This window comes from Streptomyces sp. NPDC054796, assembly GCF_053611545.1.
The window spans coordinates 140,574-166,521 of record NZ_JBSHAO010000012.1 but is presented as its reverse complement, the minus strand read 5'-3'; the positions used below and the strand labels follow the sequence as shown (position 1 = coordinate 166,521).

The following is a 25,948-nucleotide window of genomic DNA, read 5'->3' as shown; positions in this document are numbered from 1 at the left end:
ATGGCCGACGCGAGCTTTCACCACGCGTTCACCGGACTCGTCTTGCCGTGCCGGGTGACAGCATTGCCGATCATGGTGTCGGCTCACAACTGCGGGACGGAGCCGGAGGGCTCCCACCCGGCGGATAGGGTGCCGTTATGACGTGGTTGATCACAGGTGGGGCGGGTTACATCGGCGCGCATGTGACGCGGGCGATGCTGAAGGCCGGTGAGCGGGTCGTCCTGCTGGACGACTTCTCCAGCGGGATCGCGGAGCGGTTGCGGCGGATCGAGGACGACGGCGGTAGCGGGGGGAAGCTCACGCTGGTGCGGGGCTCGGTCCTGGACAGAGCGCTGCTGGACCGCACGCTCACCGGGCACGGCATCGACGGAGTGATCCACCTGGCGGCCAAGAAGCAGGTCGGGGAGTCCGTCGAGGAGCCGCTGCTCTACTACAGGGAGAACGTGCACGGGCTGACGGTGCTGCTGGAGGCGTGCGTCGCCGCCGACGTCCACCGCTTCGTCCTCTCCTCCTCCGCGGCGGTGTACGGCATGCCGGATGTGGACCTCGTCACCGAGGACACGCCGTGTGTGCCGATGAACCCGTACGGCGAGACCAAGCTCACCGGCGAGTGGCTGGTGCGGGCCACGGGGCGTGCACACGGCATCGACACCGCCTGTCTGCGCTACTTCAACGTGGCGGGCGCGGCGCACCCCGAGCTGTCGGACACCGGGGTCTTCAACATCGTCCCGATGTTCTTCGACGCGCTCACCCGTGGTCAGGCCCCGCGCATCTTCGGCGACGACTACGCGACGCCCGACGGCACCTGTGTGCGCGACTACATCCACGTCGAGGACCTGGCGGAGGCCCACGTCTCGGCTGCCCGCCGCCTCGACGGGCCGCTGCCCGACGGCACGGGCGGCGATCTGACCGTCAACATCGGCACCGGCAAGGGCGTGTCCGTGCGCGAGATGGCCGATCTGGTGGCCGAGGTCACCGGCAAGCGCGAGCCCGCGGCCGAGGTCCACCCGCGCCGCGCCGGGGACCCGGCGCGGGTGGTGGCCTCCGCCGAGCTGGCCGCCAAGGAGCTGGGCTGGACGGCACGGCACGATGTGCGCGCGATGGTCGCCTCGGCCTGGGAGGGCTGGCTGCTGCGTCATCCCGAGGCGGCGTAAGGACGCGGGAAGGCCCCCCACCCGGCCCGCGCCCACCCTGACCTGCGGAAAGAAAACCGCAGGTCAGGGCACATGACAACGGTGTTCAGCGTCGCGTTGCCAGATACCCCCCTCCCCTAGTTCACTGAAGTCGGCCGGTGTGCAGAGCGACCGGTGTGAGCACGGTGCGAACCGTCGATTCGGGAGGCTTCAGCGATGGGCGCAGGGCACGATCACGGAGGACCCCCGCCGCAGGGGGACGGTACGGCGGCGGCCGCGTACCGGACGCGGCTGCGGATCGCGCTGGGCATCACCCTGTCCGTCCTCGTGCTCCAGGTGATCGGCGGCATCCTCGCCGACTCCCTCGCGCTGCTGGCCGACGCGGGCCACATGGCGACGGACGCGCTGGGCCTGGGCATGGCCCTGGTGGCGATCCACTTCGCCAACCGGCCCGCCACGGGGCGCCGCACCTTCGGCCTCGCGAGAGCCGAGATACTCGCGGCCCTCGCCAACTGCCTGCTGCTGCTCGTCGTGGGCGGCTACATCCTCTACGAGGCCGTCGACCGCTTCGTCACCCCGGCCGAGACCAAGGGCGGGCTGGCGATCGTCTTCGCCGCCGTCGGCCTCGTCGCCAACGCCGTCTCGCTCTCCCTGCTGATGCGCGGCCAGAAGGACAGCCTGAATGTGCGGGGCGCGTTCCTGGAGGTGCTGGCCGACACCCTGGGCTCGGTGGCGGTGCTGGTCTCCGCCACGGTGATCGTCACGACCGGCTGGCAGGCGGCCGACCCGATCGCTTCCCTGGTCATCGGGCTGATGATCGTGCCCCGTACGGTGAAGCTGGCCCGCGAGGCGCTGGACGTGCTCCTGGAATCGGCGCCGAGGGACGTCGAGGTCGACGAGGTGCGCACGCACATGCTGGCCGTCGAGGGCGTCGAGGACGTACACGATCTGCACATCTGGACGATCACGTCCGGGCTGCCCGTGCTCTCCGCGCACGTCGTCGTGGCGCGGGAGACGCTGGACTCCGTGGGCCAGGGCCGGATACTGCACGAGCTTCAGGAGTGCCTGGGCGACCACTTCGACGTCGAACACTGCACCTTCCAGCTCGAGCCGCGCGGACATGCGGCGCATGAAGCGAAACTGTGCCACTGAGTTACGGCACACTGGGGCGCGTCGTCGGATAGGCCCAATAGAAGGATGAACATGGCAAACGGCTCAGCGGACCCGATCCTGCTGGAACTGGTCGACGAGGACGGGACGACGATCGGCACCGCCGAGAAGCTCTCCGCCCACGTGGCACCCGGACGACTGCACCGCGCGTTCTCCGTCTTCCTCTTCGACGATACGGGCCGACTGCTGCTGCAACGCAGGGCGGTGGGCAAGTACCACTCGCCCGGCGTGTGGTCGAACACCTGCTGCGGCCATCCCTACCCCGCCGAGCCGCCGTTCGTCGCCGCCGCGCGGCGCGTGGGCGAGGAACTGGGCGCCGCGCCCTTCCTGATGCGGGAGGCGGGCACCGTGCGCTACAACCACCCCGACCCGGATTCAGGGCTCGTCGAGCAGGAGTACAACCACCTCTTCGCCGGGCTGATCCGCGACCCGCTGCGCCCGGACCCCGAGGAGATCGGCGAGACGGCGTTCGTGACGCCCGACGAGCTGGCCGAGCGCCACGGCTCGCAGCCCTTCTCGGCCTGGTTCATGACGGTGCTGGACGCGGCGAGGCCGGGCATCCGCGAGGTGACGGGAGCGGCCGCGGGCTGGTGAGCCCGAGCGGCATTGGAGGGGGTGCCGGGGCGGCCTGGACGGCGGCCGCCCCGGCCGGCGGTGAGCCGGTCGGCGGGGATCGGCGGCTCACCACGGGGCGGACGCCCCGCGGCGAGGGCGCGGCGGGGCGGCGGCCCGCACGGGGCGGCCGGAGGCGGGCGGGCAGGCGACGGCCGGCCGAAGGGCGGTCAGCCGACGGGCAGCGGCAGCGCGGCCCAGACCACCTTCCCGCCGGTGCAGGTCTGCTCCACGTCACAGATGCCACCCGCCTCCAGCGTGATGGTCTTGACGAGCAGCAGCCCGCGCCCTCCGGTCTCCTCTTGCTCGGGGTCGGCGGCGAGCGCCTTCGGCCGGTAGGGGTGGCTGTCCTCGACCGCGACCCGCACCCAGCCGCCGGTCAGCGACACCTCGACGCCGATCTCCGGGGAGAGCAGGGCCGCGTGCCGCACGGCGTTGGTGACCAGCTCGGAGAGGATGAGCAGCACTCCCTGGACCAGGTCGTCGGGGATCAGCGGGTCCTGGCGCCGGATCAGGTCGCGCACGGTGTGCCGCAGCCGTGGTACCGAGGAATCCAGCGCGGGTGCCGTGAATCTCCAGGCCCCCTCGCGCGGGCGAGGTTCGGCACGTTCCTGCACCGGTGTGGCGACCGGCGTCGCCACCGGTGTCGCGACGGGTGCCTGACCTCCCGCTTCGGGCGGGAAACTCCCGCGGCTCTCCATCTCTCCCGCACCCCGCTCTCCGCACCGTACGTGCATCTGTACTTGCACGAGTGTTGATAGGGAACGGCCCTGGTCCGGTCGTGTGACTGCAAGTCGGCACTTATCGATGGCATTTGACAGAAGACTTACGCGCCGATCAGTTCTGTGACTGATCTTGCATGTACGCCGCGGCTGTCCCTGACTGCTCCGCGGATACGATCCGACTCATGGAGCCAGCCCCGCCCGCCCTGCTCAGCCGGACCGAAGACGGCGTCGCGACCCTCACCATCAGGCACCCCGCCAAGCGGAACGCCATGACGCCCGGCATGTGGCGCGAACTGCCCCCGCTGCTCAAGAAGCTGGCCGCAGACCCCGACGTCAGGGCCCTCGTGCTCACCGGCGCCGACGACACCTTCTGCGCCGGGGCCGACATCTCCACGCTGCGCGATTCCGCCGGTCCCTCGCAAGGGCTCGCGGTGGCGGCAGAGGAGGCGCTGGCCGCGTTCCCCAAGCCGACGGTGGCCGCCGTGCGCGGGCACTGCGTGGGCGGGGGCTGTCAGCTCGCCGTCGCCTGCGACCTGCGCTTCGCGGCCGAGAGCGCGCTCTTCGGGATCACCCCGGCGAAGCTGGGCATCGTCTACCCGGCCTCCTCGACGCGGCGGCTGGTGCGCCTCGTCGGCCCCTCGGCCGCCAAGCACCTGCTCTTCTCCGGGGAGCTGATCGGCGCCGACCGCGCGCTGCGCACCGGACTCGTCGACGAGACCCATCCGGACGACGCGCTCGAAGCCCGCGTGACCGGCTTCGCGCGCGGGCTCGCCGCCCGCTCGCAGCTCACACAGGCCGCGGCGAAGGAGTTCGCCGACGGGCCGGCCGACGCGGCACGCGTCGCCCACTGGGAGCGCGAGGCGGAGGGCAGCGGGGAGGCGGCCGAGGGCGTCGCCGCGTTCCTGGAGCACCGCGCGCCGCGGTTCACCTGGCGGCCGTGAGCGGGCGCAGGGAAACGGGCGCCGGACACCACGGGGTGCCGTGGAGAGGGCATGGAGAGAGCGTGGAGGGAACGTGCGGTCCGCGCACACGGAGGGTTTTCTTCCGCCCAGCGCTCATGGAGGCTATTACCCATAGGTAGCGTACGGGCATGACGTCACTCCCCGAGCGCGCCGGGCGCCGCTGCCACAACGTGATCAACCCGCTGCACTCCACCCTCTACTTCGCCCCTGACCTGGGCAAAGAGCTGGCCCCCTACGGCGTCGAAGACCCGAGCGCCGTGTATCTGATGGCGCGCGCGGCGCCGCTGGGCGCGGTGGGTGCGGGGGCCGTCACCGCGACCTTCTACAACTTCCACCACAAGCTCGTCGCGCGCTTCATACCCGAGGCGTGGGAGTTCGCCTCCCCCGACACCGTGATCGCCGCGCGGCTGCGCGCCGCCGACGCGACGCTGCGCAGGCTGCTGGGCGAGGACGCCATCGCCTCGCCGGAGATGGCGGAGGCAGCCCGCCTCACGCTGCGCGCCGCCGAGGCGTGCACCCGTCCGGGACGGCCGCTCTACGCGGCCAACGCCGACCTCCCCGTGCCCGACGACGCGCACCTCGCGCTCTGGCACGGCGCCACCCTGCTGCGCGAGCACCGGGGCGACGCGCACCTGGCCGCGCTCCAGCAGGCAGACCTCGACCCGCTGGAGGCCCTGGTCAGCCACAGCGCGACGGGCAAGGGCCAGAACCCCAAGTGGCTGCTGGCCACCCGTGGTTACAACCAGCAGGACTGGGCCGCCGCGCAGGAACGGCTGCGCGGGCGCGGGCTGCTGGACGCCTCGGGCGAGCTGACCGAGAGCGGCGCGGCGCTGCGCAAGGACGTGGAGCACCGGACCGACCTGATGGACCGGGCACCGTACGAGCACCTGGGCGCCGAGGCCGTCGAGCGGCTGACCGAGCTGGCCGGCGCCTTCACCGCGACGGCCCTCGGCGCGGGCGCCTTCCCGGCCGACCTCATGGGGAAGGGCTGACGCGGAGGGGCCGGGGGTGCGCGCATCCGGAGGCCGCAGGTGCGCGCGTCCGGCGTGCGGGGGCCGTTTACGGGGCGGGGCGCTGGCTACCCGTACGCCATGTTCCGAGCAATCGCAGACGCACTCCGCATGGTGGGCGGCGCCATCGCGACCGTCGTCACCCTTCCCTTCCGACTGCTGGCACGTCTCTTCGGCGGCGCGTCCCGGACCGGACGCCGCGTCTAGCGCGCCGCGCACGGGCGCATCCGCGCACATCCGCCTACAAGGGCACAGCTCATCGTCACGGTCCGGGTCACAGGTGTGGCCCGGACCGAGTCTGACCGCCCGCTCTCGGCCGCCACCTGCCACAATGCTTGCCTCACCGGGGGACAACCAGCACCGAGAAGGCGGAACGAACCATCGTGACGACGACCATCGAAGGCAGGATCGCCGAGGAGCTCGGCGTACGGGAGCGGCAGGTCAAGGCCGCGGTCGAGCTGCTCGACGGCGGGTCGACCGTGCCGTTCATCGCGCGCTACCGCAAGGAAGCGACCGAGACACTCGACGACGCGCAGTTGCGCACCCTTGAGGAACGGCTGCGCTATCTGCGGGAGCTGGAGGAGCGGCGCGAGGCGGTCCTGGAGTCCGTCCGCTCGCAGGGCAAGCTCGACGACGCGCTGGAGGCCCGCATCCGGGCCGCCGAGTCGAAGGCGCGGCTGGAGGACATCTACCTCCCGTACAAGCCCAAGCGCCGCACCAAGGCGCAGATCGCGCGCGAGGCCGGTCTCGAACCGCTGGCCGAGGGGCTGCTGGGCGACCCGTCGGTGGAGCCGACGGCCGCCGCTGCCGCCTTCGTGGACGACGGCAAGGGCGTCGCGGACACCGCGGCGGCCCTGGACGGCGCCCGCGCGATCCTGGCCGAGCGCTTCAGCGAGGACGCCGACCTCATCGGCGAGCTGCGCGAGCGCATGTGGAGCCGTGGGCGGCTGGCCGCGAAGGTCCGCGAGGGCAAGGAGGAGCAGGGCGCCAAGTTCAAGGACTACTTCGACTTCGCCGAGCCCTTCACCGAGCTGCCCTCCCACCGGGTGCTGGCGATGCTGCGCGGCGAGAAGGAGGAGGTCCTGGACCTCAACCTGGACCCGGAGCCCGCCGGTGAGGAGGAGGGCACGGGCGGCCCCTCCTCGTACGAGCGCGCCATCGCGCACCGCTTCGGCGTCAGCGACCAGGGCCGTCCCGCCGACGCCTGGCTGGCCGAGACGGTGCGCTGGGCCTGGCGCACCCGCGTCCTGGTGCACCTGGGCATCGATCTGCGGCTGCGGCTGCGCACGGCGGCCGAGGACGAGGCGGTCCGCGTCTTCGCGGCGAACCTGCGCGATCTGCTGCTCGCGGCGCCCGCCGGCACGCGTGCCACACTCGGTCTCGACCCGGGGCTGCGCACGGGCGTGAAGGTCGCCGTCATCGACGCGACGGGCAAGGTCGCCGCCACCGACACCGTCTACCCGCACGCCCCGCAGAAGCAGTGGGACGAGGCCCTCGCCAGGCTGGCTGCGCTGGCCGAGGCGCACTCCGTCGAGCTGGTCGCGATCGGGAACGGCACGGCCTCGCGCGAGACGGACAAGCTGGCCGGTGAGCTGATCGCCAAGCGGCCCGAGCTGAAGCTGACGAAGGTGATGGTCTCCGAGGCGGGCGCCTCGGTGTACTCGGCGTCCGCGTTCGCCTCGCAGGAACTGCCGGAGCTGGACGTGTCGCTGCGCGGCGCCGTCTCCATCGCGCGGCGGCTCCAGGACCCGCTGGCCGAGCTGGTCAAGATCGACCCGAAGTCGATCGGCGTCGGCCAGTACCAGCACGATCTGTCCGAGGTGAAGCTGTCGCGCTCGCTGGACGCGGTGGTGGAGGACTGCGTGAACGGCGTCGGTGTCGACGTCAACACGGCCTCGGCGCCGCTCCTGTCGCGGGTCTCCGGCATCGGCACCGTCCTGGCCGAGAACATCGTGGCGCACCGCGACGACAACGGCCCGTTCAAGAACCGCGCGGAGCTGAAGGACGTGGCGCGGCTGGGCCCGAAGGCGTACGAGCAGTGCGCGGGCTTCCTGCGCATCCGCGGCGGCGACGACCCGCTGGACGCCTCCAGCGTGCACCCCGAGGCGTATCCGGTGGTCCGCACGATGGTGAAGGCGGCGGCGACGGACGTGCCGTCGCTGGTCGGCAACACCGCCGTGCTGCGGTCGCTGAACGCGGCGGACTTCGTGGACGACTCCTTCGGTCTGCCGACGGTCAACGACATCCTCAAGGAGCTGGAGAAGCCGGGCCGCGACCCGCGTCCCGCCTTCAAGACGGCCAGCTTCAAGGAGGGCGTGGAGAAGCTGGGGGACCTTGAGGCCGGGATGATCCTGGAGGGCGTCGTCACCAACGTCGCCGCGTTCGGCGCCTTCGTGGACGTCGGCGTGCACCAGGACGGGCTCGTCCATGTGTCGGCGATGTCGCGCACGTTCGTCAAGGACCCGCACGACGTGGTCAAGTCCGGCGACATCGTGAAGGTGAAGGTCCTGGACGTGGACGCGGCGCGCAAACGGATCTCGCTGACGCTGCGGCTGGACGACGAGGCCGCCGACGGCTCGGGCTCAGGATCCGGCGCCGAGGGCGGCGGCAGGCGCCAGGGCGGCGAGCGGCAGCGCCGTGGCGGGGCGCCCCGTCAGCGGCAGGGCGGCAGCGGTGGCGGCGGCGCCAGGCAGGGCCAGGGCCAGGGCGGCGGCGCACAGGGCGGCGGCCGTGGTCAGGGCGGTGGTGGCGGCGGCAAACGGCGTGACGCGGCGCCCGCGAACAACGAGATGGCGGAAGCGCTGCGCCGCGCGGGCCTCCTGGGCGGCGGCAAGTAGCCCGCGCCTCCCGCCGTACGGGCCGGGGCCGTTCCCTCGCGGAGCGGCCCCGGCGCCGTCACAGCTCCGTGACCGTGCCGCCGTCGACGTCCAGGCGGCGCGTCACCTCGACGGCGGAGAGCATCCGGCGGTCGTGCGTGACCAGCAGCAGCGTGCCCTCGTACGAGGCGAGCGCCGACTCCAGTTGCTCGATCGCGGGCAGGTCCAGATGGTTCGTCGGCTCGTCCAGGACCAGCAGGTTCACCCCGCGCCCCTGGAGCTGCGCGAGCGCCGCGCGGGTGCGTTCGCCGGGTGAGAGGGTCACCGCCGGGCGCAGCACGTGGTCGGCCTTGAGGCCGAACTTGGCCAGCAGCGTCCGTACGTCGGCGGGTTCGAGCCCCGGCACGGCCGCGCGGAAGGCGTCGAGCAGCGCCTCCTCGCCGAAGAACAGCCGCCGCGCCTGGTCGATCTCGCCCACGACGACGCCCGAGCCGAGCGTCGCCGTGCCCTCGTCCGGGGTCAGCCGCTCCAGCAGGGTGGCCAGCAGCGTGGACTTGCCGGAGCCGTTGGCGCCGGTGATGGCGACGCGGTCGCGCCAGTCGATCTGGAGGTCCACGGGACCGAGGACGAAGTCACCGCGCCGCACGCGCGCGCCGCGCAGGGTGGCCACGACCGCGCCCGAGCGGGGCGCCGACGCGATCTCCATCCGCAGCTCCCACTCCTTGCGCGGCTCCTCCACCACGTCCAGGCGCTCGATCATGCGGTCCGTCTGGCGGGCCTTGGACGCCTGCTTCTCGGTGGCCTCGATCCGCGCGTTGCGCAGCAGCTTGTCGCCGTCGGGGGCCTTGCGGCGCGCGTTGCGCACGCCCTTGTCCATCCAGCCGCGCTGGGTGCGGGCCCGTGCCTCCAGGGAGGCGCGGGTCTCCGCGTACTCCTCGTACTCCTCACGCGCGTGGCGGCGGGCCCGCTCGCGCTCCTCCAGATACGCCTCGTAGCCGCCGCCGAAGAGGCCGACCCGCTGCTGCGCGAGGTCGATCTCCAGGACGCCGGTGACCGTGCGCGCCAGGAACTCGCGGTCGTGGCTCACCAGCACCGTGCCCGCGCGCAGCCCCGTGACGAAGGACTCCAGGCGGCGCAGCCCGTCCAGGTCCAGGTCGTTCGTCGGCTCGTCCAGCAGGAAGACGTCGTAGCGGCTCAGCAGCAGCGAGGCGAGCGAGGCGCGGGCCGCCTGGCCGCCGGAGAGGGCCGTCATGGGGCGGTCGAGGCCGGTGTCGAGGCCGAGCTGGGCCGTGACCTCCTCGGCGCGCTCGTCCAGGTCGGCCGCGCCGAGGGCGAGCCAGCGGTCCAGTGCGACGGCGTAGGCGTCGTCGGCTCCGGGGCTGCCGTCGGCGAGGGCCTGCGCGCCCGCGTCGAGGTCCGCCTGGGCCCGTGCGACACCGGTGCGGCGCGCCAGGAACCCGCGGACGGTCTCCCCCTCCCGACGCTCGGGCTCCTGCGGCAGGTGGCCCACCGTCGCGGTCGGCGGGGTGAGCTGCACGCTGCCCTCCTCCGGCTCGTCGAGACCGGCGAGCAGGCGCAGCAGGGTGGACTTTCCGGCGCCGTTGGCACCGACGAGCCCGATCACGTCCCCCGGCGCGACGACGAGGCCGAGGCCGGTGAACAGGGAGCGCGGGCCGTGACCGGCGGCGAGGTCTCTGGCGAGAAGGGTGGCAGACACAGTGAACTGATCGTAGCCGCGGCCGAGCGGGGCGGTCGCGCGGATTTTCCGGCGCCGGGCGCCCGCCGGGGGCCCGGCGAGGCCCGTCACGCCGTCACAGCCGCACCATCACCTCGTCCAGGGGCTTGCGGTGGATGTCGGGCACGCGCGCTCCGGGGGCCGGATAGCCGACGGGCACGACGTAGGCCGCGCGCTCCTCGGCGGGGCGTTCGCAGATCTCGTTGAGGAAGCGCATGGGGCTGGGGGTGTGGGTGAGGGTGGCCAGGCCCGCCTGGTGGAGTGCCGCGACGAGAAGACCGACGGCGATGCCGACCGACTCCTTCGTGTAGTACGGGCGCGGCGAGTTCGGGCCCTTGTGCACCTCGAAGACGACGATGACGGCGGGCGCGGTCTCCAGGAAGGGCTTGTGCTCGTCGGTACCGAGGGGGGCCAGCGCCGCCAGCCACTCCTCGGAGGCACGGCGCCCGTAGAACTCCCGCTCCTCGGCCTCGGCCGCCTCGCGCAGCCGCCTCTTGCGGTCCGGGTCCGTGAGGACGACGAAGCGCCAGGGCTGCACGTTGGCGCCGCTGGGCGCCGTCGCCGCGGTGCGCACCGCCCACTCGACGACGCCTTCGGGGAGGGGCGCCGGGTCGAAGTCGCGCACCGTGCGGCGCTGGGACATCACCTGGTGGAAGGCCCGGCAGCGCTCCTCGGCCTCGTCGGCGGGCACCTCGACAGGGCGGAGCGGAACCGTGGGGTAAGGGACCGGGGCGGACGCGGAAGCTGCGGGAACCATGTCCCGCAGGAGAGCACACCCCGGCGCGCGGAAAAAGACTTGCACGCGCCAACCCCGCGGCGTACCTTCCAGGACTGGCCCTGTTGCCGTCGATAGGAGAGGCCGTTGCTCGTCTGAGGTCCTGAGACACCGTGCGCCCCGTCGTGTGTGCCCACGAGTGTGACCTCGGATGCGAGCCGCGAGCCGTGTTCCCTCTCCGTCTCCCCGCTCCTCCACCCCGCCGTCCGCGGGGTCCGGTGTCTCCACGCGCTGCCCGTCACCCCTACGCGCCCGCGTGTCACGTGGCCACATGCCCACGTGTCACGCCTCTGGAGGCACCTATGTCAACCCACACCACCGCGTCCGTCGTCTGCACCGGCCTCTCCTTCGCCTGGCCCGACGGCACCACCGTGTTCGAAGCGCTCGACTGGACGGCCGGGCCAGGCCGCACCGGGCTGATCGGGCTCAACGGCACCGGCAAGTCCACCCTGCTCAAGCTCGTCGCCGGGGAGCTGCCGCCCGCCGGGGGCACGGTGCGCGTCGAGGGCGAGATCGGCTACCTGCCGCAGAACCTCACCCTGGACACCGCGCTGCGCGTCGACGAAGCACTCGGCATCGCGCGTACGCGGGCCGCGCTGCACGCCATCGAGGCGGGCGACGCGGCCGAGGAGCACTTCGCGGCCGTCGGCGAGGACTGGGACGTGGAGGAGCGCGCCCTGGCCGCGCTCGGCCAGCTCGGCCTCGGCCACATCGGCCTGGACCGCACCATCGGGGACGTCTCGGGCGGCGAGTGCGTCCTGCTGCGGCTGGCGGCGCTGCTGCTGCGGCGCCCCGACGTGCTGCTGCTGGACGAGCCGACCAACAATCTCGACCTGCGTGCCCGGCACCGGCTCTACGACGCCGTGGCCGGATGGCACGGGGTGCTGATCGTGGTCAGCCACGACAGGGAACTCCTGCGCCGCGTGGACCAGATCGCCGATCTGCGCGCCGACGGCATCCACGGGTACGGGGGCGGCTTCGACGCGTACGAGGAGGCCGTCGCCACCGAGCAGGAGGCCGCCGAGCGCATGGTGCGCGTCGCGGAGTCGGACATGAAGCGGCAGAAGCGCGAACTGGCCGAGGCGCGGAGCAAGCTGGCCAAGCGCGTGCGCTACGGCAACAAGATGCAGGCCAACAAGCGCGAGCCCAAGATCATCATGGGGCTGCGCAAGCGCGAGGCGCAGGTCTCGGCCGGCAAGCACCGCATCATGCACGAACAGAAGCTGGAGGAGGCGAGGGAACGGCTCGACGAGGCCGTCGGACATGTCAGGGACGACGACGAGATCCGCGTCGATCTCCCCTTCACCGCCGTGCCGAGGGGACGGCAGGTGCTCACGTTGCGCGAGGCGGAGCTGCGCTGCGGCGCCCGTGCGCACCTGGATGTGCACGGCCCCGAGCGCATCGCGCTGACAGGGCCGAACGGCGCGGGCAAGTCCACGCTCCTGCGCACCGTCGCGGGGCAGCTCGCGCCGGTGAGCGGCGAGGCGGTGGCCCATGTGCCGCTGCGCTACCTGCCGCAGCGGCTCGACGTGCTGGACGAGGACCTGTCGGTGGTACGGAACGTGGCGCGGTTCGCGCCGGAGGCCACGCACAACAGGATCAGGGCGCAGTTGGCCCGCTTCCTCTTCAAGGGCGCGCGGGCCGACCAGCCCGTGGGCACCCTCTCGGGCGGCGAGCGCTTCCGGGCGACGCTGGCGGCGCTCATGCTGGCCGAGCCCGCGCCGCAGTTGCTGATGCTGGACGAGCCGACGAACAACCTGGACATGGCGAGCGTGCGGCAGCTCGGTGAGGCGCTGGCGGCGTACGAGGGCGCGCTCGTCGTGGCCAGCCACGATCTGCCGTTCCTGCGCGAGATCGGCATCACGCGCTGGCTCCGGCTCGACGGCGAGCTGACCGCGCTGGACCCGGAGGAACTGTGAACCTCCCATCCCGTCCCGTCCGGTCCCATCCCGTCCGGTCCCGTCCGATCCGGTCCGTAAACACCGACAGGGGGCTGTCGCCGTCGCCGAGGAACGTAGGACGGGCCGGGAGGGACCCGGCGCACATGAGGGATGGAGCGACATGCCTGGAATCAACGAGGTCGTCTGGTTCGAGATCGGTACCGACGACCCGGCGGGCGCCGAGCGGTTCTACGGTGACGTGTTCGGGTGGACCGTCGCGCACGACGACACCAAGAGCACGGACCCGGCGTACCAGATCTTCACCACGGGCGGCGGGGACGGGGCGCACGGCGGACTGTTCGCCACGGAGGGCAGGATGCCGGGCTACGCGGTCTTCAGCGTGCTCGTCGAGGACGTGGAGGCCACGTGCCGCCGGGTCGAGGCGGCCGGGGGATCGGTGCAGCGCGAGCCGAAGGTCAATCCGGTCGGGGTGACGTTCGCGCATCTGCTGGACCCGGCCGGCAACCACTTCTCCGTGTTCACCCCGCCCGCTCCGCCCGCCGCGCGCGACTGACGCGGGACCGGCCGCCCATGGGTCAGCCCAGGGTGAGCTGCCGGACCTCCCCGTACGGGATGTCGAGGTCCTCGCGCCGCAACGCCCTCGGCGCGGGCACCTCGGCGGTGACGGCGACGGAGACGATCCGGTCGGTGCGGAAGACGCGGACGGCGTCGCGCAGGCGGCACCAGCCCACGAGGTACCAGTGGTGCGAGGAGCCGACGTAGCCGAGCGGCTCGACGTCCCGCGTCGTCGTGTCGCCCTCGCGGTCCCCGTAGGCGAGGCGCAGGACGCGCCCGGTGGACAGCGCGTCGGCCACGGCACGCGGCACCGGACCGGGCGGGCCCGACGGGTGGGGCGGGCTCGGCAGATGGGACGGTCCCGACCGGCGGGGCGGTCCTGGCGGGTCCGAGGGGCCCAGGGGGCCCAGCAGGTGGATGCGCCCGGCACGCTCGTGCGCGGCGTCGGCGTCGTCGCGCCCCATCGCCGCTACCAGCTTCCGCAGCGCCGAGCCCGCCGTCGCCCGGAACGGCGTCCCCTCCATCCGGCGCAGCGCCAGGGCCATCGCGACGGCCTCGTCGGGGGTGAGGTTCACGGGCGGCAGGGTGCGGGACCTGTCGAGGCAGTAGCCGCCCGTGCGCCCGGGCTCGGCCCAGATCGGCACGCCCGACTGCTGCAACGCGGCGATGTCGCGCTCGATCGTGCGCACGCTGACCTCGAAGTGGTCGGCCAGCCGGCGCGCGCTGCGCGGGCGCGGTGCCACGGCCCGCAGCTCTTCGACGAGCGCGTAGAGGCGATCGGTCCTGTTCACACGGCCAGCTTAGATCCCGGCCGGGGGCCGGTCCGGGGCCGTCTCACGCCGCGGGGCGCGAGCGCGTCACCGGCACGACCAGCACATTGCTCGTCGTGCGCGCGACGACGAACGACTCGCCGCGTGCCGTGCGCGCGTCCAGCTCCAGGCGGTGGTTCCCGGCCTCCAGGGTGGTGTCCAGCAGCTCGCGGGTACGGGTGCGGTGGAGGCGGTCGAGCCGGTAGGCGGTCAGCCGGACCCGGCAGGGAACCGCCGTCCCTACGGTGACCGTCGTGCCGGACGCCTCCAGCGCGACAAGCTGCCGCTGACCGCGCGCTCCCCTGCCCAGCGCCTGTTCCGTCTGCGCGACGAGCACGGGGACGATGGGCGCCGGCCCCTCCACGAAGACGGCGTCCGAGCCCGCGGCGGCGAAGGCGGCGCGTACGGCGCGCCGCTCCTCCTCTCCCACAGCGCTGTCGAACGCGACGGCCGCGTAGCCGCGCAGTTCCTCGGGCGAGGCGCCCGCCGCCTCGCGGGAGACCTCGGCCCCGATGCCCGTCTGCCGCAGCGCCTTGGCGAGCCGTGTGAGCACGGCTGCCCGCGCGCCGACCAGCAGGACGCGGCGCGGGGGCGCCTCGGCGCCGCCCTCGGCGAGCAGCCGCTCCAGCTCGGCGCGGTACTCCCGCGCACGGAAGCGGAACGGGCCGATGCCGGGGTAGCCGTCGTGCTCCAGGTCGGCCTTGACGTCCGTCTGCCAGGCGAAGTCCCGCCAGACGACGGCCGCCTCCTCTCCCTCGTCCTCCCCTTCGTCCCCACTCCCCCCGTCGCCCTCGCGCTCGATCACCGCCGTGACGGCGCCGCAGCCCAGGTCCTCGCACTCGGGGCAGCCGTAGAGCACATGGCGCCCGCCGTCCAGCGGTGCCTCGGACTCCAGCAGCAGGCGCCGGACATGGGCCGTGAAGACGGTCGGGCCCAGGTCGGCGGCGAGCGGTGAGACGGCGTCCACGTCGTCGAGCCGCGACAGCAGCGGCCTGCCGTCCACGACGAAGTCGAGGAAGTCACGGTGTGCCTGATAGGCGCCACCGGGCAGGACTCCCCCGGTGCGCGTCGCCGGAGCCAGTGCGAAGCTCGCGTACTCGGCATGCATGGCCCGAGTATCGCCACGTCCCGGGGGCCGCGCCCCCGGCCGCGCCCGTTCCGGAAAGAGACGGCACTCGTGCCCGTACGGACGTGTTCCCTCCGTCCGTCGGGCCCTCCCCCGCCGTCGCCCGGAGGTTCCCCTTCCGGGCAGTGGACGCCGCGCCTTCGGGCAACGGGCACCGCACTCACGGGCAGCGGCGCCTTCCGGCGGACAGCGGGTACCGTCGCGTCCATGGGTGACGTGATCGTGCTGGGCGGCGGGGTCATCGGGCTGACGACGGCGGTGCTGCTGGCCGAGCGCGGCATGCCCGTGCGGGTGTGGGGCCGCGACCCGGGTCCGGAGACCACCTCGTCGGTCGCGGGCGGGCTGTGCTGGCCGTACCGCATCGAGCCGGAGCGGCAGGCGCTCGACTGGTCGGTGCGCGCGTTCCGCAACTTCGCCTGGCTGGCCGAGCAGCCGGGCCTGACCGGCGTACGGCTGGTGCCCGGCTTCATGCGGGACGGGGAGGTACCGCCGGAGTGGGCCGCGCTCGTGGGGCCCAGGACGCTGGCCCCGCTGATCGACATGCGCGCCTATCTCCCGTATCTGCGCGGACGGCTGGAGCGCGCGGGCGGCCGGTACGAGCGGCGCACGGTGACCACGCTCGACGAGGCGGCCGGCGCCACGGCCAGTGGGGCGGGTGGCGGGGCGGGCGTGGTGGTCAACTGCACGGGGCTCGGCGCCCGCGAGCTGGTGCCCGACCCGCTGATGCGCCCCGTGCGCGGCCAGATCGTCGTCGTGGAGAACCCGGGCGTCGAGGAGTGGTACGCGGACCCGGTGAGCGATCCCGTACACACCACCTACATCCTTCCCCAGCCCTTCGGCGCCGTCCTAGGCGGCACGGCCCAGGACGGCTCGGGCGACACGGTGCCCGACCCCGCGACGGCCGAGGCGATCATCCGGCGCTGCGCCCGCGTCCACCCGGCCCTGGCGCACGCGCGGGTGCTGGAGCACCGGGTGGGGCTGCGCCCGTACAGGCCGCGTGTGCGGCTGGAGGCGGAGCGCCTGCCGGGGGGCACGCTGTGCGTGCACAACTACGGGCACGGTGGGGCCGGGGTCACGGTCTCCTGGGGGTGCGCGGTGGACGCCGCGCGGCTGGTGGCCGACGTGGAGTCGTGAGGATCGGCGGGTGGGATGACTTCGTACCGGGGGTTGTCGATGTGGTAATCGAAATTTCCGCGCAGGAGGTGCCGGTACCCCTCTACCACGTGTTGAGCTTCCTCGATTACGGGTGAGCTGTCAGGGAGAACAGCGCGGATCTGGCCGGGGATCGCACGGCAGCACGCGTCGAACTGCTCCAGCAGGCCGCTGAGGACGGCGCTGACGACATCGGCGGATTCCGCGAGTGAACGGCCAAGGCGGTCATGAACGAGGAGCACGGAATTGTGCGGGTAGCCGACAGACTGTTCCTTTGCCGCCGAGTAGACGTCGTTGTAAAGACCGATCCATTCGCTGACCCGGTTCCGGGCCTCGGCCATCGCCGGAAGGTTGCGTACACAGGCAGGCAGATCGACGTCCCGCACGTATTCCTGTAGGAGCAGTTGCGTCTCCTCCCCCACGCTGGCTCGACGGTGTTCCACATAGTCCTCGAACGGGAGAGTGCGACACCGCCGTGTGAGGCCACTCTCCACGGGATAGGTCCGCACCCAGTCGGCATGGGCCACGGCGAACGCGTGGCACCACTGGGAGGAACGGCCCTCGGCACGGAACATGTCCATGATTTCGACGAGGGCGTGCCCGAGCGGGTGGGTAGGTGTGCGCTCGCCCAGCGGCACAGTGGCCAGTTCTTCACAGAGTTGCTGAACCGATGTGCCGTAAGGGGAACCGAGGGCGTCGTCGAGGAAATCATCCACGATGAAGGCCCAGGCCATGTACCGGTTCGGAGTGATCAGGTGCGCGGCGTCGGCGTGGGGGAAGTAGAGGGCCGTGGTGAAGTGAGGCTGTGCCCGGATCAGGCGTTCACGGATCCGTTCGTCATCGATGAGGCGCCGCTCTTCCAGCCAGGGCCATACATCCGCTTCCAGTGCCTCCATCCCAGGTGAGGTCCCGTACTCGGGAAGCGGCATCCGGAAGGAGGGAAGACTGAGGGTATCGCTCACCATGGTTCCTTCGACGTGTCCCCGGCCCGCCGCTGTGCGGGCACACCTCCATCAGGCATCTGCCCGCCTGGCCTGGGCAAGGAACCCGGTCTGGCCCTCGGCGTGAAAGTGGTGAAAGCTCTCGCCCCTGTGAACGCACCGGGCGGGACCGCACCGGTCGCGCGTGCGGCCCCGCCGACAATCCGGTCCACCAGCTCCGGGGGACACGGCGTGCGGCGTGCGGTGACGTACCGTCAGTGGCAGGTGGCGACGGGTTCCGCCGAGGTCAGCTCGTACGCGGCGCGTTCGTCCAGCAGTAGCGGCACCAGGGCCCGTTGCGACTGCCGCAGGGGCACGAAGGCGCCGCCGTCGCCGCCCTTGCCGCTCTCCCGCGCGCGTACGCCGTGCAGGGCGAGTTCGTCGCGCACGTCCTTCCACTGCGCGGCGCTCAGCCGGTAGCCGCAGGGCGGGTCCTGGATGATCTCGCCGGGCTCGGCGGGGTCGTTGTCCGCGCCGCCGAGGTAGACGGGTCCGCGGTCGGCCCACCCCGTCAGCCGCGCGGCCGTCGTGGCGGCCTCGACGCGCGCCCTGCGCTCGCCCGCGAACGCGAACGCGCCGTGCAGCGCCGCGAGTTGGGATCCCACGCGCCGACGGTTGTTGAGCGCAGGGTCGGTCTTCTCCTCGTCCGTCAGCGGATCGACCCTCGTCTCGACGAGCTGGCCTATGGAGTGCTTGACCCCGGCCGTGTTCCGGAAGATCCGCTCCTGTCCGTCACCGGCGACCTGCTTGACCGGCTCGCCCGTCTCCGGGTCGGTCCAGATGCCGTAGATGCCACTGCTGTACCCGGCCTTCTCGGCGGAGGGGCGCACATACGACTCGGAGAGTGTCTCGGACTCCTTGTGCACCGCGTCCGAGGTGTTGAGGTTGCGCGGCCACAGGGAGAGCAGGTCCTTGACGTAGTACGGCACGCTGGCCCCGTACTCGTGCAGGTCGTACATGACGTCGGGGCGGTAGTCGCGGGAGACGGCCGCCAGGGCGCGGGCCTCGGCCGTCGCGAGGGTGATGTGGTCGCGGTTGATGTCCACACCGTCGGAGTTGCCTCGGGTGTCGGCGGCGCGGCCGTCGGGGTTGGCCGTGGGCACGACGAGGACGTGGGTGCGCTCCAGGAAGCGCCGGGTTTTGGTGTCCTTGGCGAAGGCGAGGTCGCGCACCGTGGACAGACACGCCTCGCGCCCGGAGGGCTCGTCGCCGTGCTGGGAGCACACCAGCAGCACGGAGTTGCCGCGTCGTACGGTGTCCTCGTCGGCGGGCCTGTCGGCGCCGATCCGGACGAGGCGCAGCGGTCGGCCCTGCGCGGTGCTGCCGATCTCGTCGACGACGACGCGGTCGCTGGCCGCGTCCACGGCGTCGAGGAAGCGGGTCTCGTCGGGCTGGCTGGTCCACTCCTTCCCGTTCGTGCGCTCGAAGCCGGTGCGGGGGTTGGGGTAGGCCTCATGTGCCGCGGCCTGGGCCGAGGGGCCTGCGCCGAGGAGGGGCACGAGCAGGGCGGCCGATGCGAGGGCGAGCGTTCTCCGCCTGGGGCGCCTGGGGCGCTCGAAACGCGCGGGTATCACCATGCACGGGACGCTAACGCCGTGCGCGGTCGCGCAGAAGAGGGCGTTCGATCTTCCCCACGGGCAACGTGAGTTGGCGGGACCGGACGGGCCCTGTCGTCCAAGGCCCCGCCCGTCCGGCCCTGTTCGCCGTCTCAGCCGAACCGCAGGATACGTGGGGCGAAGGCGCCCTCGGGTCCGGCCGCGCGGCCGACGGACCACACCGTCGACGTGCCCGGCACCGGCGCCAGCCGCAGCAACGAGGAGTCGCCCTCCCCGGCCACCGCCGGTTCGCTGTGCCCGGTGAACGACTGCCCGTTCCAGGCGAGGAAGTCGGGCCCGGGGCCCCACGGCGGATAGCTGCCCGGCGGGCCCCACTTCAGCGAGCGGACCACCGCGACCCAGCCCAGTTCGCCGGACGAGGTGGGAGCCAGCGAGGTGATCCCGCCGAAGTCGGTGGGCACGGTCACCCGGTTCCACTTCTCCCCGTCCCAGCGGACCAGCAGGGGCGGGATCGGCTTGCCCACCGGGCCGCCGACGAACCCGGCCGTGCCGCCCGCCCACACCTCCGTCGACGAGACCGCCAGCACGCTGCCGACGGCCGAGCGCGGGAACCCGTCCACGACCGTCTGCTGCCACTCCTTCCCGTTCCAGTGCGATACGGCCGCACCCGAGACGGTCTCGCCCGCGGCCCACACGTCGTCGGCCGCCTTGATGTGCAGCCCGTACACGGCTCCTGACGGCACCGGCAGGTCCTGCCAGGCGCGCCCGTCCCGGCGCAGCAGTACCTGCGCGTTGTCCCGCGTGCCGATCAGCCACGTCTCACCGGCGCCCGCGACGACCTTGGACAGCACGACACCGCGCGGCGCCCGGCTCTCGGACCAGGCTCTGCCGTCGTAGCGGAGCAGGCGGGCGCCGCCCGCCGAGTCGCGGCCGACGGCCCAGACGGCGGTCGGCGAGGTCGCGGCGACGGACAGCAGATCGCCCTGCCAGTCGACATCGGGCAGGCTCTGGCGGTGCCACGCGGTGCCGTCCCAGCGCAGCACCATCGGGTAGCCCGGTGCCTCGCGGCCGACGGCGTCGGCGCCCACCGCCCACGCCCGGTCAGGACCGAACGCCACCGCCTCGTTCAGCCCCGCCTGCGGACGCACCTGTTCCGGGACCGGAACATGTTGCCAGGAGAGCGTTTCCGCCACGGCCGGGGTCATGACGGTGATGACCGCCATGGCGGCGGCGAGGGCCGCGAGGAGAAGTCTGCGTGCCATGATCGTCAGCCTCCCAGCCGCTCGCTCATCAGGACGGGTTTCGAGCCGTAGATCTCGACGGTGCCGAAGGACAGCAGCGCGGAACCGGCCCGCGCCAGTGCGAGCGGTTTGACGTCGATGGCGTCCTCGCGCTCCGGACCGTAGGAGAAGGTGGTGCGGGAGCCCTGTATCCGCGCGTACTTCGACTGGAACGCGCGGTCGCTGCGCACCGGCACCCACAGCGCGCCGTCCGGGCCACGCTCCAGGCCCTCGGTGTAGGTGTTGCCCAGCGGCGGGTAGGTGGTGCGCCAGGTGTGCCCGTTCCAGGTCATCAGGTAGGTGCGGGTCGCGTTGTCGATGTACTGGCCGCCGCTGATCGTGGCGCGCCCCGAGGGTTCGAGCAGGATCGTGTGCACGTTGCTGTTCGACGGCAGCGACACCTTCGCGTCCCGCCACTCCGTGCCGTCCCAGCGCAGGACGGCGAGCCCCGTGCTGGTGTCGGCCCAGGCCCAGGCGTCGTCGGCGGTACGCGCGGTGACCCCGGCCACGTAATGCACACCGTCCGGGACGGCCTGCGTGCTCCAGCCGGAACCGTCGTAGTGCAGCACCTTCAGGCCGTCGTCGTCCTGACCGACCACCCAGGCGGCGCCCGGTACGGCGGTGAAGTCCTGGTAGATCCACATGGTCTGCGGCAGCGCGAGGGCGCTCCACTCGCCGCCCGCAGAGCGCCGCAGGATCTCCCCCTCCCCCGCGCGGTTGCTGAAGATCCACACCTCGTCGCCGACGATCTGCGCCTTGCCGAGCCAGCCCGACCCACTCGCGCCGGGGAAGGTGGTGTCCCGGTTCCACGCCGTGCCGTTCCACCGGTACAGCATCGGGCGCACTCCGTCGGGGGCGTGCTCGTATCCCGTCGCCCACGCCTCGCGCGGGCCGCGCGCGGCGAGGTCGGACACGGTCACGGGCGAGAAGGCGGCCGGGGGTACGGGCAGGTCGGACCAGCTCGGTTTCACGGCCGCGGCCGACGGCGGCACCGGTGCGGCGGACGACGTGGGCACGGCGGGCGACACCGCCGCGGCACACGCGATCACCAAGCAGATGACGAGCGCACGGAGAACGTTCACGAGACCCCCCCCAGAACGTGATGCCCCATCAGATTATGGGCATTCACCACTCGTGAACAGATGTCACACAGTGCTGAGTGGGCCCGGCCGTCCGCGACGGGAGCGGGGCGGACGGCCGTCCTGCCCCGGCGCGGCGCCCCGGCACGGGGTCCGGGTGCCGGGCGCCGTCGCGCCCACGCCGGGAGGTGGGGCCCGCCCCCTGGACCGCTGTGGGCGGTTCCCCGGGGGGCGGGCGTCTTATGGGGTGGGGGTGGGGTCTGGGGGTTCGACGGTGGTGAGTTGGAGGGTGCGTCCGCCGATGAGGGGTGCGGTGAGGATGACGGTGCGGCTGTCATGTTGCAGGGCTTTGCCGATGAGGGTGTGACGGGCGTGCCACCAGTGGCGGGGTGCGAGGAGGGTGGAGAGGCAGTCGCGTGTCGCCCCGTCGACGGTGATCCGTTCGCCCTTCTCGCGCAGGCGCAGGCGGTGGCAGGCGTGGGCGGCGAGGGGGTCTCGGTCGCCGCGTTGTCGTCGCGTTTCTTGCCGGCGCCGGTGAAGACGGTGAGGGCGCGGGCGACAGTCTCCCCGGTCACGTCGGCGCGGATGGCGGCGAGGGGGAGGTAGGCACCGTGTCCGGGGCACAGCCACACCGGCTCGTGCCAGGGGTAGCGCGCGGTGGGCAGGTAGCGCACGACGGGACCGTGGTGGCGGTCGTCCTCGACCGCGCACTTGCGTGGCGCGCTCACCGGTCCGCCTCCGGTGCCTGTTGCTGGCGTACGGCGTCCAGCGCGGCCCGCAGTGCCTCGGGGGGTGCGGGTGCGGTCGTTGCCGCTGAGCCAGTGCACACCGGGACCCTGGGTGCGTTGCGGCCCTGGCATGAACAGCCACGCACCGATGCTCAGATACTCGGTGCCCGGTCCGAAGCCTCTGTCCGTGTCACAGGGGATGAGGAAGACGAGATCTTCGTCGTCGCGGTAGACCGCCGCCGCGTCCCCGAGCTGCACCAGCACGGGCCGGCCCAGCGTTGCGGGCATGCGCACGGCATCCCACTCTCGCCCGGCGGGCCGCATCTCCCAGCGCATCCGCCCAGGCGGAATCTCCGCACTCACCGGGCCGGTCCTCCGGCCCGTGTGTGGCAGCGGAGGCACTCACATGGCGGCCATACCTGGAGATCAACGGGCCGCACGGTGCGGGGTCAACCGCGCGCAGGTCCGTGCGCGCACCCGTTTCCGTGTTGAGGCGATAGACCCGCAGCGTCATGCCGGGCTGCGGTGGAAGGGCGGCGGCGTGCACGGTTCGTTGAGTCACCCATGCAGAATCGTGTGTCAGGTGGTGTTCTCTCGATACCGCGCCGGTAATCTCACAGTGAGATGACTTTCCATCCCGTCGTGAATCGGGGGCCATGATGAGCGCTGCTCTGGTACCCGTCGAGTTGCCCGACTGGGCATGGCAGCGGGCCGAGGTCCGGCAGTCCCTGCGAGTGCGCGACATGGGCGCGGTCTTCCGCTACGTCCAGCAGTACGGGGGCGCCAGCCAAGCGCGGATCGCCACGGCGGTGGGCATGACGCAAGCACGAGTGAACGAGATCATCAACGGGCGGCGCGAAGTGACGCGGCTCGATGTGTATGAGCGCGTCGCGGATGGACTCTCCATGCCCGACGATGCCCGACACCTGCTCGGTCTCGCATCAGCACGGGAAGCACGCAGCGGCGGATCCGTTCTCGATCTGGCCGCGTTCCCTGAAGTGGTCCGCGTCTACTCCACTCAGGCAGCCGCTACGCAGGAGATCCGTCAACTGACTCGCGCCGCGAAGGAGCTGGATGTCCTCGCCGTGCGGGGTCTCGGTCTCATTGGGCTGAACGATTCGTTGCTGCGCTCTTCTCTTGCCCGCGAAGACGGGTTCAGCCCTCGCGTAAGAGTCCTCCTTCTGGACCCGGAGGCCCCGGCGTTGGCCAAGCGCGCGGCGGAAATCGGGGAGTCTGCCGAGTCCCTCGCGGGAGGCGTACGGCTCGCGGAGGCTCGGCTGCGTGAGCTGAGCAGCGAGGGCGAGGTACACGTCTACCGCTATCGGCTGCTGCCTACGTGGCGCATCATCCGCCTGGACTCGATCATGTTCGTGTCTGCTTTCGACGCGGGGTGGGAAGGCCACGAGTCGGCGATCTACAAGGTGATGGAGACGCCACACGGGCCGCTCTACCGTGGCTTTCGGCGTATGTTCGAGGCCATCGCGGACGAGGGCGACCGCACGGTCTGAGCGGAGGGTGACGCAGCGGTGATCGAAGCGGAGTTGAAGGCGCGTGTGCGGGCGCCGGAGGAGGTCACGCGCCGCTTGGAAGAACGCGGCGCGGGCCGGGCCGAGGTCTACCAGGACACGTACTACGACGATCCGTCCGGCGGGCTCGGTGACCGGGACGAGGAACTGCGTGTCCGTACGGTGCACAGCTCGGACACGACGCGCTCCGTGCTCACCTTCAAGGGCGCCAAGGTCGATGAGGCGTCGGGCTCGAAGCCGGAACACGAGACCGGCATCGACGATCCGGACGCCGTGCACAAGCTGCTTCGCGGACTGGGATACGCGCCGGTCATCGCCTTCGAGAAGCGGTGCCGCAACTACGACCTGGAGACTCGGGGACGGCGGATGCTGGCCACCCTCGTGCGCGTTCCCGAGATCGACGGGACGTTCCTCGAAGTGGAAACGCTGGTGGACGAGGACGAGGACGAGGACGTGACGGCCGCACTCGATGACGTGCAAGCGGTACTCACCGAACTCGGCATCACGGACGAAGACGTGACGACCGAGCTGTACACCGACGCCGTAGCCGCGCGCCGGGGCCGGTAGACCCCCGCCACGACGACAACTGGAATTCGCCAGCGAAGAGGACGGGGCTCTTCGCCGTGCGCGATGGTGGCCGGGAGCTGGGTCTCCGCGCGTCGTCCAGGACACCGTGCCCGGTGTCCATGGCCGGTACCCGTGGCCTGTATACGGCCCATGGCGATCACGTGAAGCGACGCCCTGTGGACGTACCGCAGGGCGCGGGAGTACATACCCTTCAGGCCGGATGACACCTGTCACGGCCTCGCGATCCCGCGAGAGCGCAATGGAGTTGGAGGACCCCGTGCGTCACAGACTCATCGTCCCGGCAGCGGTGCTGGCCGCCCTCACGCTGGCGATCCCGGCATCGGCCGCCGAGCCCGCGCCGGGAGCGCCGGGTGTGGGCGACCCCTACTACCCGGACTACGGGAACGGCGGCTACGACGTCTCCCACTACGACCTGCGGCTGAAGTACCAGCCGAAGACCGACGAACTGGGCGGCACGGCCACCCTCCTGGCCACCGCCACCCAGGACCTGTCCCGCTTCAACCTCGATTTCGCCCTCGACGTCAGCGAGATACGCGTCAACGGCAAGAAGGCGTCCTTCGCCACCTCGGGCGCGCACGAGCTGGAGGTGACGCCCGCGACGCCGCTGGCCAAGGGGCAACGCGCCACCGTCGTCGTGCGCTACTTCGGCGTCCCCTCGGACGTCGAGGTGGACGGCTTCACCTCCTGGCACCGCACCCCGGACGGCGGCGTCGCGGCGAACGAGCCCGAGGCCGCCTGGTGGTGGTTCCCCAGCAACGACCACCCGACGGACAAGGCGACGTACGACGTCAGCGTGGCGGTGCCCGACGGCACGACGGCCCTCAGCAACGGCACCCTCCAGTCGCAGCGCTCCAGCGCGGGCTGGACGCGGTTCGCGTGGCGCTCCGACAAGCCGCAGGCCACATATCTGGCCACGCTCGCCGTCGGCGAGTTCGACGTCGTCAAGGACACCACCTCCAGCGGCCTCCCCGTCATCAACGCCTACAGCAAGGACCTGGGTGCCGACGAGGGCGCGGCCCGCGCCAGCATCGAGCGCAGCGCGGAGGTGACCGAGTGGCTGGAGGGCTACTTCGGCCCGTACCCCTTCAACTCCGTTGGCGGCTACGCGCCGAACGTCGACGCGGGCTACGCGCTGGAGACGCAGACCCGCCCCTTCTACGGCAAGCGCGGCTGGGCGAACGGCTCGAACGTGTCGGTCGTCGTGCACGAGCTGGCGCACCAGTGGTACGGGGACAGCGTCTCGGTGCGTCAGTGGAAGGACATCTGGATCAACGAGGGCTTCGCGCGCTACAGCCAGTGGCTGTGGTCCGAGGACCAGGGCGAGGGCACGGCACAGGAGCTGTCCGACTACGCGTACGCCTCGCACCCGGCCGACGACCCGTTCTGGACGGTGAAGCCGGGCGACCCGGGTGCCGAGAACCAGTTCCACGCCGCCGTCTACGACCGTGGCGCGATGGCGCTCCAGGCACTGCGCAACGAGATCGGTGACGAGGACTTCTTCGCGATCCTCAAGGGCTGGCCGCAGCAGCACGCGAACGGGAACGCGACGGTCCGCGACTTCGTCACATACGCGGAGCAGGTCTCGGGCGAGCCGCTGTCCGGGCTCTTCGACACCTGGCTCTACGAGCCCTCGAAGCCCGAAGCACCCGCGCTGAGCGCGTCGGACACCCCCGAGCGCCCGAAGTCCTGGAAGAAGATCCAGGAGACGAACCACGTGCACGAGCACTGAT

The 25,948-nt window shown here is 72.1% G+C and carries 22 protein-coding genes; 13 read left to right on the top strand and 9 right to left on the bottom strand.

Translation table 11 applies throughout. The features are described 5' to 3' along the window. Nucleotides 1–137: 137 nt before the first annotated feature. The 3 genes from galE to idi all read left to right on the top strand — a co-directional run bounded on the left by galE (nt 138) and on the right by idi (nt 2,897). The gene (gene galE, locus ACWGJ2_RS13275; protein ID WP_453346163.1) at nt 138–1,154 is read left to right on the top strand and encodes a UDP-glucose 4-epimerase GalE; all 1,017 of its coding nucleotides are present in this window, start codon (nt 138–140) and stop codon (nt 1,152–1,154) included. Nucleotides 1,155–1,349: 195 nt separating this feature from the next. Next, nucleotides 1,350–2,285, top strand: coding sequence for a cation diffusion facilitator family transporter (locus ACWGJ2_RS13270; protein ID WP_453346162.1), 936 nt, complete (start codon nt 1,350–1,352; stop codon nt 2,283–2,285). A gap of 51 nt (nt 2,286–2,336) precedes the next feature. Continuing rightward, nucleotides 2,337–2,897, top strand: a complete 561-nt coding sequence (gene idi, locus ACWGJ2_RS13265) for an isopentenyl-diphosphate Delta-isomerase (RefSeq protein ID WP_453346161.1) — start codon at nt 2,337–2,339, stop codon at nt 2,895–2,897. Between the two features lie 188 nt (nt 2,898–3,085). On the opposite strand, the gene ACWGJ2_RS13260 is transcribed toward idi, so the two are convergent. Continuing rightward, nucleotides 3,086–3,616, bottom strand: coding sequence for an ATP-binding protein (locus ACWGJ2_RS13260; RefSeq protein ID WP_453346160.1), 531 nt, complete (start codon nt 3,614–3,616; stop codon nt 3,086–3,088). 206 nt (nt 3,617–3,822) lie between these two features. Between ACWGJ2_RS13260 and ACWGJ2_RS13255 the strand changes: the two genes are divergently transcribed. The 4 genes from ACWGJ2_RS13255 (at nt 3,823) to ACWGJ2_RS13240 (ending at nt 8,449) form a co-directional block, all read left to right on the top strand. Then, nucleotides 3,823–4,581 (top strand): enoyl-CoA hydratase/isomerase family protein, encoded by a 759-nt coding sequence (locus ACWGJ2_RS13255; RefSeq protein ID WP_453346159.1) that lies wholly within the window; start codon nt 3,823–3,825, stop codon nt 4,579–4,581. A gap of 149 nt (nt 4,582–4,730) precedes the next feature. After that, the gene (locus ACWGJ2_RS13250; protein WP_453346158.1) at nt 4,731–5,594 is read left to right on the top strand and encodes an SCO6745 family protein; all 864 of its coding nucleotides are present in this window, start codon (nt 4,731–4,733) and stop codon (nt 5,592–5,594) included. A 99-nt stretch (nt 5,595–5,693) separates the two neighbouring features. Next, the gene (locus ACWGJ2_RS13245) at nt 5,694–5,819 is read left to right on the top strand and encodes an LPFR motif small protein (protein ID WP_386449778.1); all 126 of its coding nucleotides are present in this window, start codon (nt 5,694–5,696) and stop codon (nt 5,817–5,819) included. 176 nt (nt 5,820–5,995) lie between these two features. Continuing rightward, complete coding sequence (locus ACWGJ2_RS13240) at nt 5,996–8,449, top strand: Tex family protein (protein ID WP_453346157.1); 2,454 nt, start codon at nt 5,996–5,998, stop codon at nt 8,447–8,449. A 58-nt stretch (nt 8,450–8,507) separates the two neighbouring features. Here ACWGJ2_RS13240 and ACWGJ2_RS13235 read toward each other — a convergent pair whose 3' ends face one another. Both ACWGJ2_RS13235 and ACWGJ2_RS13230 read right to left on the bottom strand, forming a co-directional pair. Next, nucleotides 8,508–10,145 carry an ABC-F family ATP-binding cassette domain-containing protein gene (locus ACWGJ2_RS13235; protein WP_453346156.1) on the bottom strand — a complete coding sequence of 546 codons (1,638 nt, stop codon included), beginning with the start codon at nt 10,143–10,145 and terminating at the stop codon, nt 8,508–8,510. Nucleotides 10,146–10,239: 94 nt separating this feature from the next. Next, entirely contained in the window at nt 10,240–10,920 is a 681-nt protein-coding gene (locus ACWGJ2_RS13230; protein WP_453346155.1) for a nitroreductase family protein, read from the bottom strand. A 320-nt stretch (nt 10,921–11,240) separates the two neighbouring features. Here ACWGJ2_RS13230 and ACWGJ2_RS13225 point away from each other — a divergent pair, with 320 nt between their 5' ends. Both ACWGJ2_RS13225 and ACWGJ2_RS13220 read left to right on the top strand, forming a co-directional pair. Further along, entirely contained in the window at nt 11,241–12,857 is a 1,617-nt protein-coding gene (locus ACWGJ2_RS13225) for an ABC-F family ATP-binding cassette domain-containing protein (RefSeq protein WP_453346154.1), read from the top strand. A gap of 142 nt (nt 12,858–12,999) precedes the next feature. Then, nucleotides 13,000–13,392 (top strand): VOC family protein, encoded by a 393-nt coding sequence (locus ACWGJ2_RS13220; protein ID WP_453346153.1) that lies wholly within the window; start codon nt 13,000–13,002, stop codon nt 13,390–13,392. Nucleotides 13,393–13,414: 22 nt separating this feature from the next. Here the strand turns inward: ACWGJ2_RS13220 and ACWGJ2_RS13215 are convergent, their stop codons facing one another. After that, nucleotides 13,415–14,185, bottom strand: a complete 771-nt coding sequence (locus ACWGJ2_RS13215; protein ID WP_453346152.1) for a helix-turn-helix transcriptional regulator — start codon at nt 14,183–14,185, stop codon at nt 13,415–13,417. 43 nt (nt 14,186–14,228) lie between these two features. Continuing rightward, nucleotides 14,229–15,311, bottom strand: a complete 1,083-nt coding sequence (locus tag ACWGJ2_RS13210; RefSeq protein ID WP_453346151.1) for an oxidoreductase — start codon at nt 15,309–15,311, stop codon at nt 14,229–14,231. Nucleotides 15,312–15,536: 225 nt separating this feature from the next. Here ACWGJ2_RS13210 and ACWGJ2_RS13205 point away from each other — a divergent pair, with 225 nt between their 5' ends. Then, complete coding sequence (locus tag ACWGJ2_RS13205; RefSeq protein WP_453346150.1) at nt 15,537–16,463, top strand: FAD-dependent oxidoreductase; 927 nt, start codon at nt 15,537–15,539, stop codon at nt 16,461–16,463. Here ACWGJ2_RS13205 and ACWGJ2_RS13200 read toward each other — a convergent pair. The 4 genes from ACWGJ2_RS13200 to ACWGJ2_RS13185 form a co-directional block, all read right to left on the bottom strand. Beyond that, entirely contained in the window at nt 16,379–17,443 is a 1,065-nt protein-coding gene (locus ACWGJ2_RS13200; protein ID WP_453346149.1) for a terpene synthase family protein, read from the bottom strand. The genes ACWGJ2_RS13205 and ACWGJ2_RS13200 overlap by 85 nt on opposite strands. Before the next feature lie 233 nt (nt 17,444–17,676). Next, nucleotides 17,677–19,038 carry a M14 family metallopeptidase gene (locus ACWGJ2_RS13195; RefSeq protein WP_453346148.1) on the bottom strand — a complete coding sequence of 454 codons (1,362 nt, stop codon included), beginning with the start codon at nt 19,036–19,038 and terminating at the stop codon, nt 17,677–17,679. A gap of 131 nt (nt 19,039–19,169) precedes the next feature. Continuing rightward, on the bottom strand, nt 19,170–20,279 hold the full coding sequence (locus ACWGJ2_RS13190) for a hypothetical protein (RefSeq protein WP_453346147.1): 1,110 nt from the start codon (nt 20,277–20,279) through the stop codon (nt 19,170–19,172). A gap of 5 nt (nt 20,280–20,284) precedes the next feature. Next, nucleotides 20,285–21,379: a hypothetical protein gene (locus ACWGJ2_RS13185; RefSeq protein WP_453346146.1), complete on the bottom strand. Its 1,095-nt coding sequence runs from the start codon at nt 21,377–21,379 to the stop codon at nt 20,285–20,287. A gap of 1,384 nt (nt 21,380–22,763) precedes the next feature. Here ACWGJ2_RS13185 and ACWGJ2_RS13180 point away from each other — a divergent pair. From ACWGJ2_RS13180 to ACWGJ2_RS13170, 3 genes are all read left to right on the top strand, one after another. Next, complete coding sequence (locus tag ACWGJ2_RS13180) at nt 22,764–23,612, top strand: helix-turn-helix domain-containing protein (protein ID WP_453346145.1); 849 nt, start codon at nt 22,764–22,766, stop codon at nt 23,610–23,612. Nucleotides 23,613–23,630: 18 nt separating this feature from the next. Further along, complete coding sequence (cyaB, locus tag ACWGJ2_RS13175; protein ID WP_453346144.1) at nt 23,631–24,197, top strand: class IV adenylate cyclase; 567 nt, start codon at nt 23,631–23,633, stop codon at nt 24,195–24,197. Between the two features lie 277 nt (nt 24,198–24,474). Continuing rightward, on the top strand, nt 24,475–25,947 hold the full coding sequence (locus ACWGJ2_RS13170) for a M1 family metallopeptidase (protein ID WP_453346143.1): 1,473 nt from the start codon (nt 24,475–24,477) through the stop codon (nt 25,945–25,947). Nucleotide 25,948: the final 1 nt, after the last annotated feature.

Coding starts and splice junctions, on each gene's coding strand:
- galE (WP_453346163.1), top strand. CDS start 138: ATGACGTGGTTGATCACAGGTGGGGCGGGTTACATCGGCGCGCATGTG.
- ACWGJ2_RS13270 (WP_453346162.1), top strand. CDS start 1,350: ATGGGCGCAGGGCACGATCACGGAGGACCCCCGCCGCAGGGGGACGGT.
- idi (WP_453346161.1), top strand. CDS start 2,337: ATGGCAAACGGCTCAGCGGACCCGATCCTGCTGGAACTGGTCGACGAG.
- ACWGJ2_RS13260 (WP_453346160.1), bottom strand. CDS start 3,616: ATGGAGAGCCGCGGGAGTTTCCCGCCCGAAGCGGGAGGTCAGGCACCC.
- ACWGJ2_RS13255 (WP_453346159.1), top strand. CDS start 3,823: ATGGAGCCAGCCCCGCCCGCCCTGCTCAGCCGGACCGAAGACGGCGTC.
- ACWGJ2_RS13250 (WP_453346158.1), top strand. CDS start 4,731: ATGACGTCACTCCCCGAGCGCGCCGGGCGCCGCTGCCACAACGTGATC.
- ACWGJ2_RS13245 (WP_386449778.1), top strand. CDS start 5,694: ATGTTCCGAGCAATCGCAGACGCACTCCGCATGGTGGGCGGCGCCATC.
- ACWGJ2_RS13230 (WP_453346155.1), bottom strand. CDS start 10,920: ATGGTTCCCGCAGCTTCCGCGTCCGCCCCGGTCCCTTACCCCACGGTT.
- ACWGJ2_RS13225 (WP_453346154.1), top strand. CDS start 11,241: ATGTCAACCCACACCACCGCGTCCGTCGTCTGCACCGGCCTCTCCTTC.
- ACWGJ2_RS13220 (WP_453346153.1), top strand. CDS start 13,000: ATGCCTGGAATCAACGAGGTCGTCTGGTTCGAGATCGGTACCGACGAC.
- ACWGJ2_RS13210 (WP_453346151.1), bottom strand. CDS start 15,311: ATGCATGCCGAGTACGCGAGCTTCGCACTGGCTCCGGCGACGCGCACC.
- ACWGJ2_RS13205 (WP_453346150.1), top strand. CDS start 15,537: ATGGGTGACGTGATCGTGCTGGGCGGCGGGGTCATCGGGCTGACGACG.
- ACWGJ2_RS13195 (WP_453346148.1), bottom strand. CDS start 19,038: ATGGTGATACCCGCGCGTTTCGAGCGCCCCAGGCGCCCCAGGCGGAGA.
- ACWGJ2_RS13190 (WP_453346147.1), bottom strand. CDS start 20,279: ATGGCACGCAGACTTCTCCTCGCGGCCCTCGCCGCCGCCATGGCGGTC.
- ACWGJ2_RS13180 (WP_453346145.1), top strand. CDS start 22,764: ATGAGCGCTGCTCTGGTACCCGTCGAGTTGCCCGACTGGGCATGGCAG.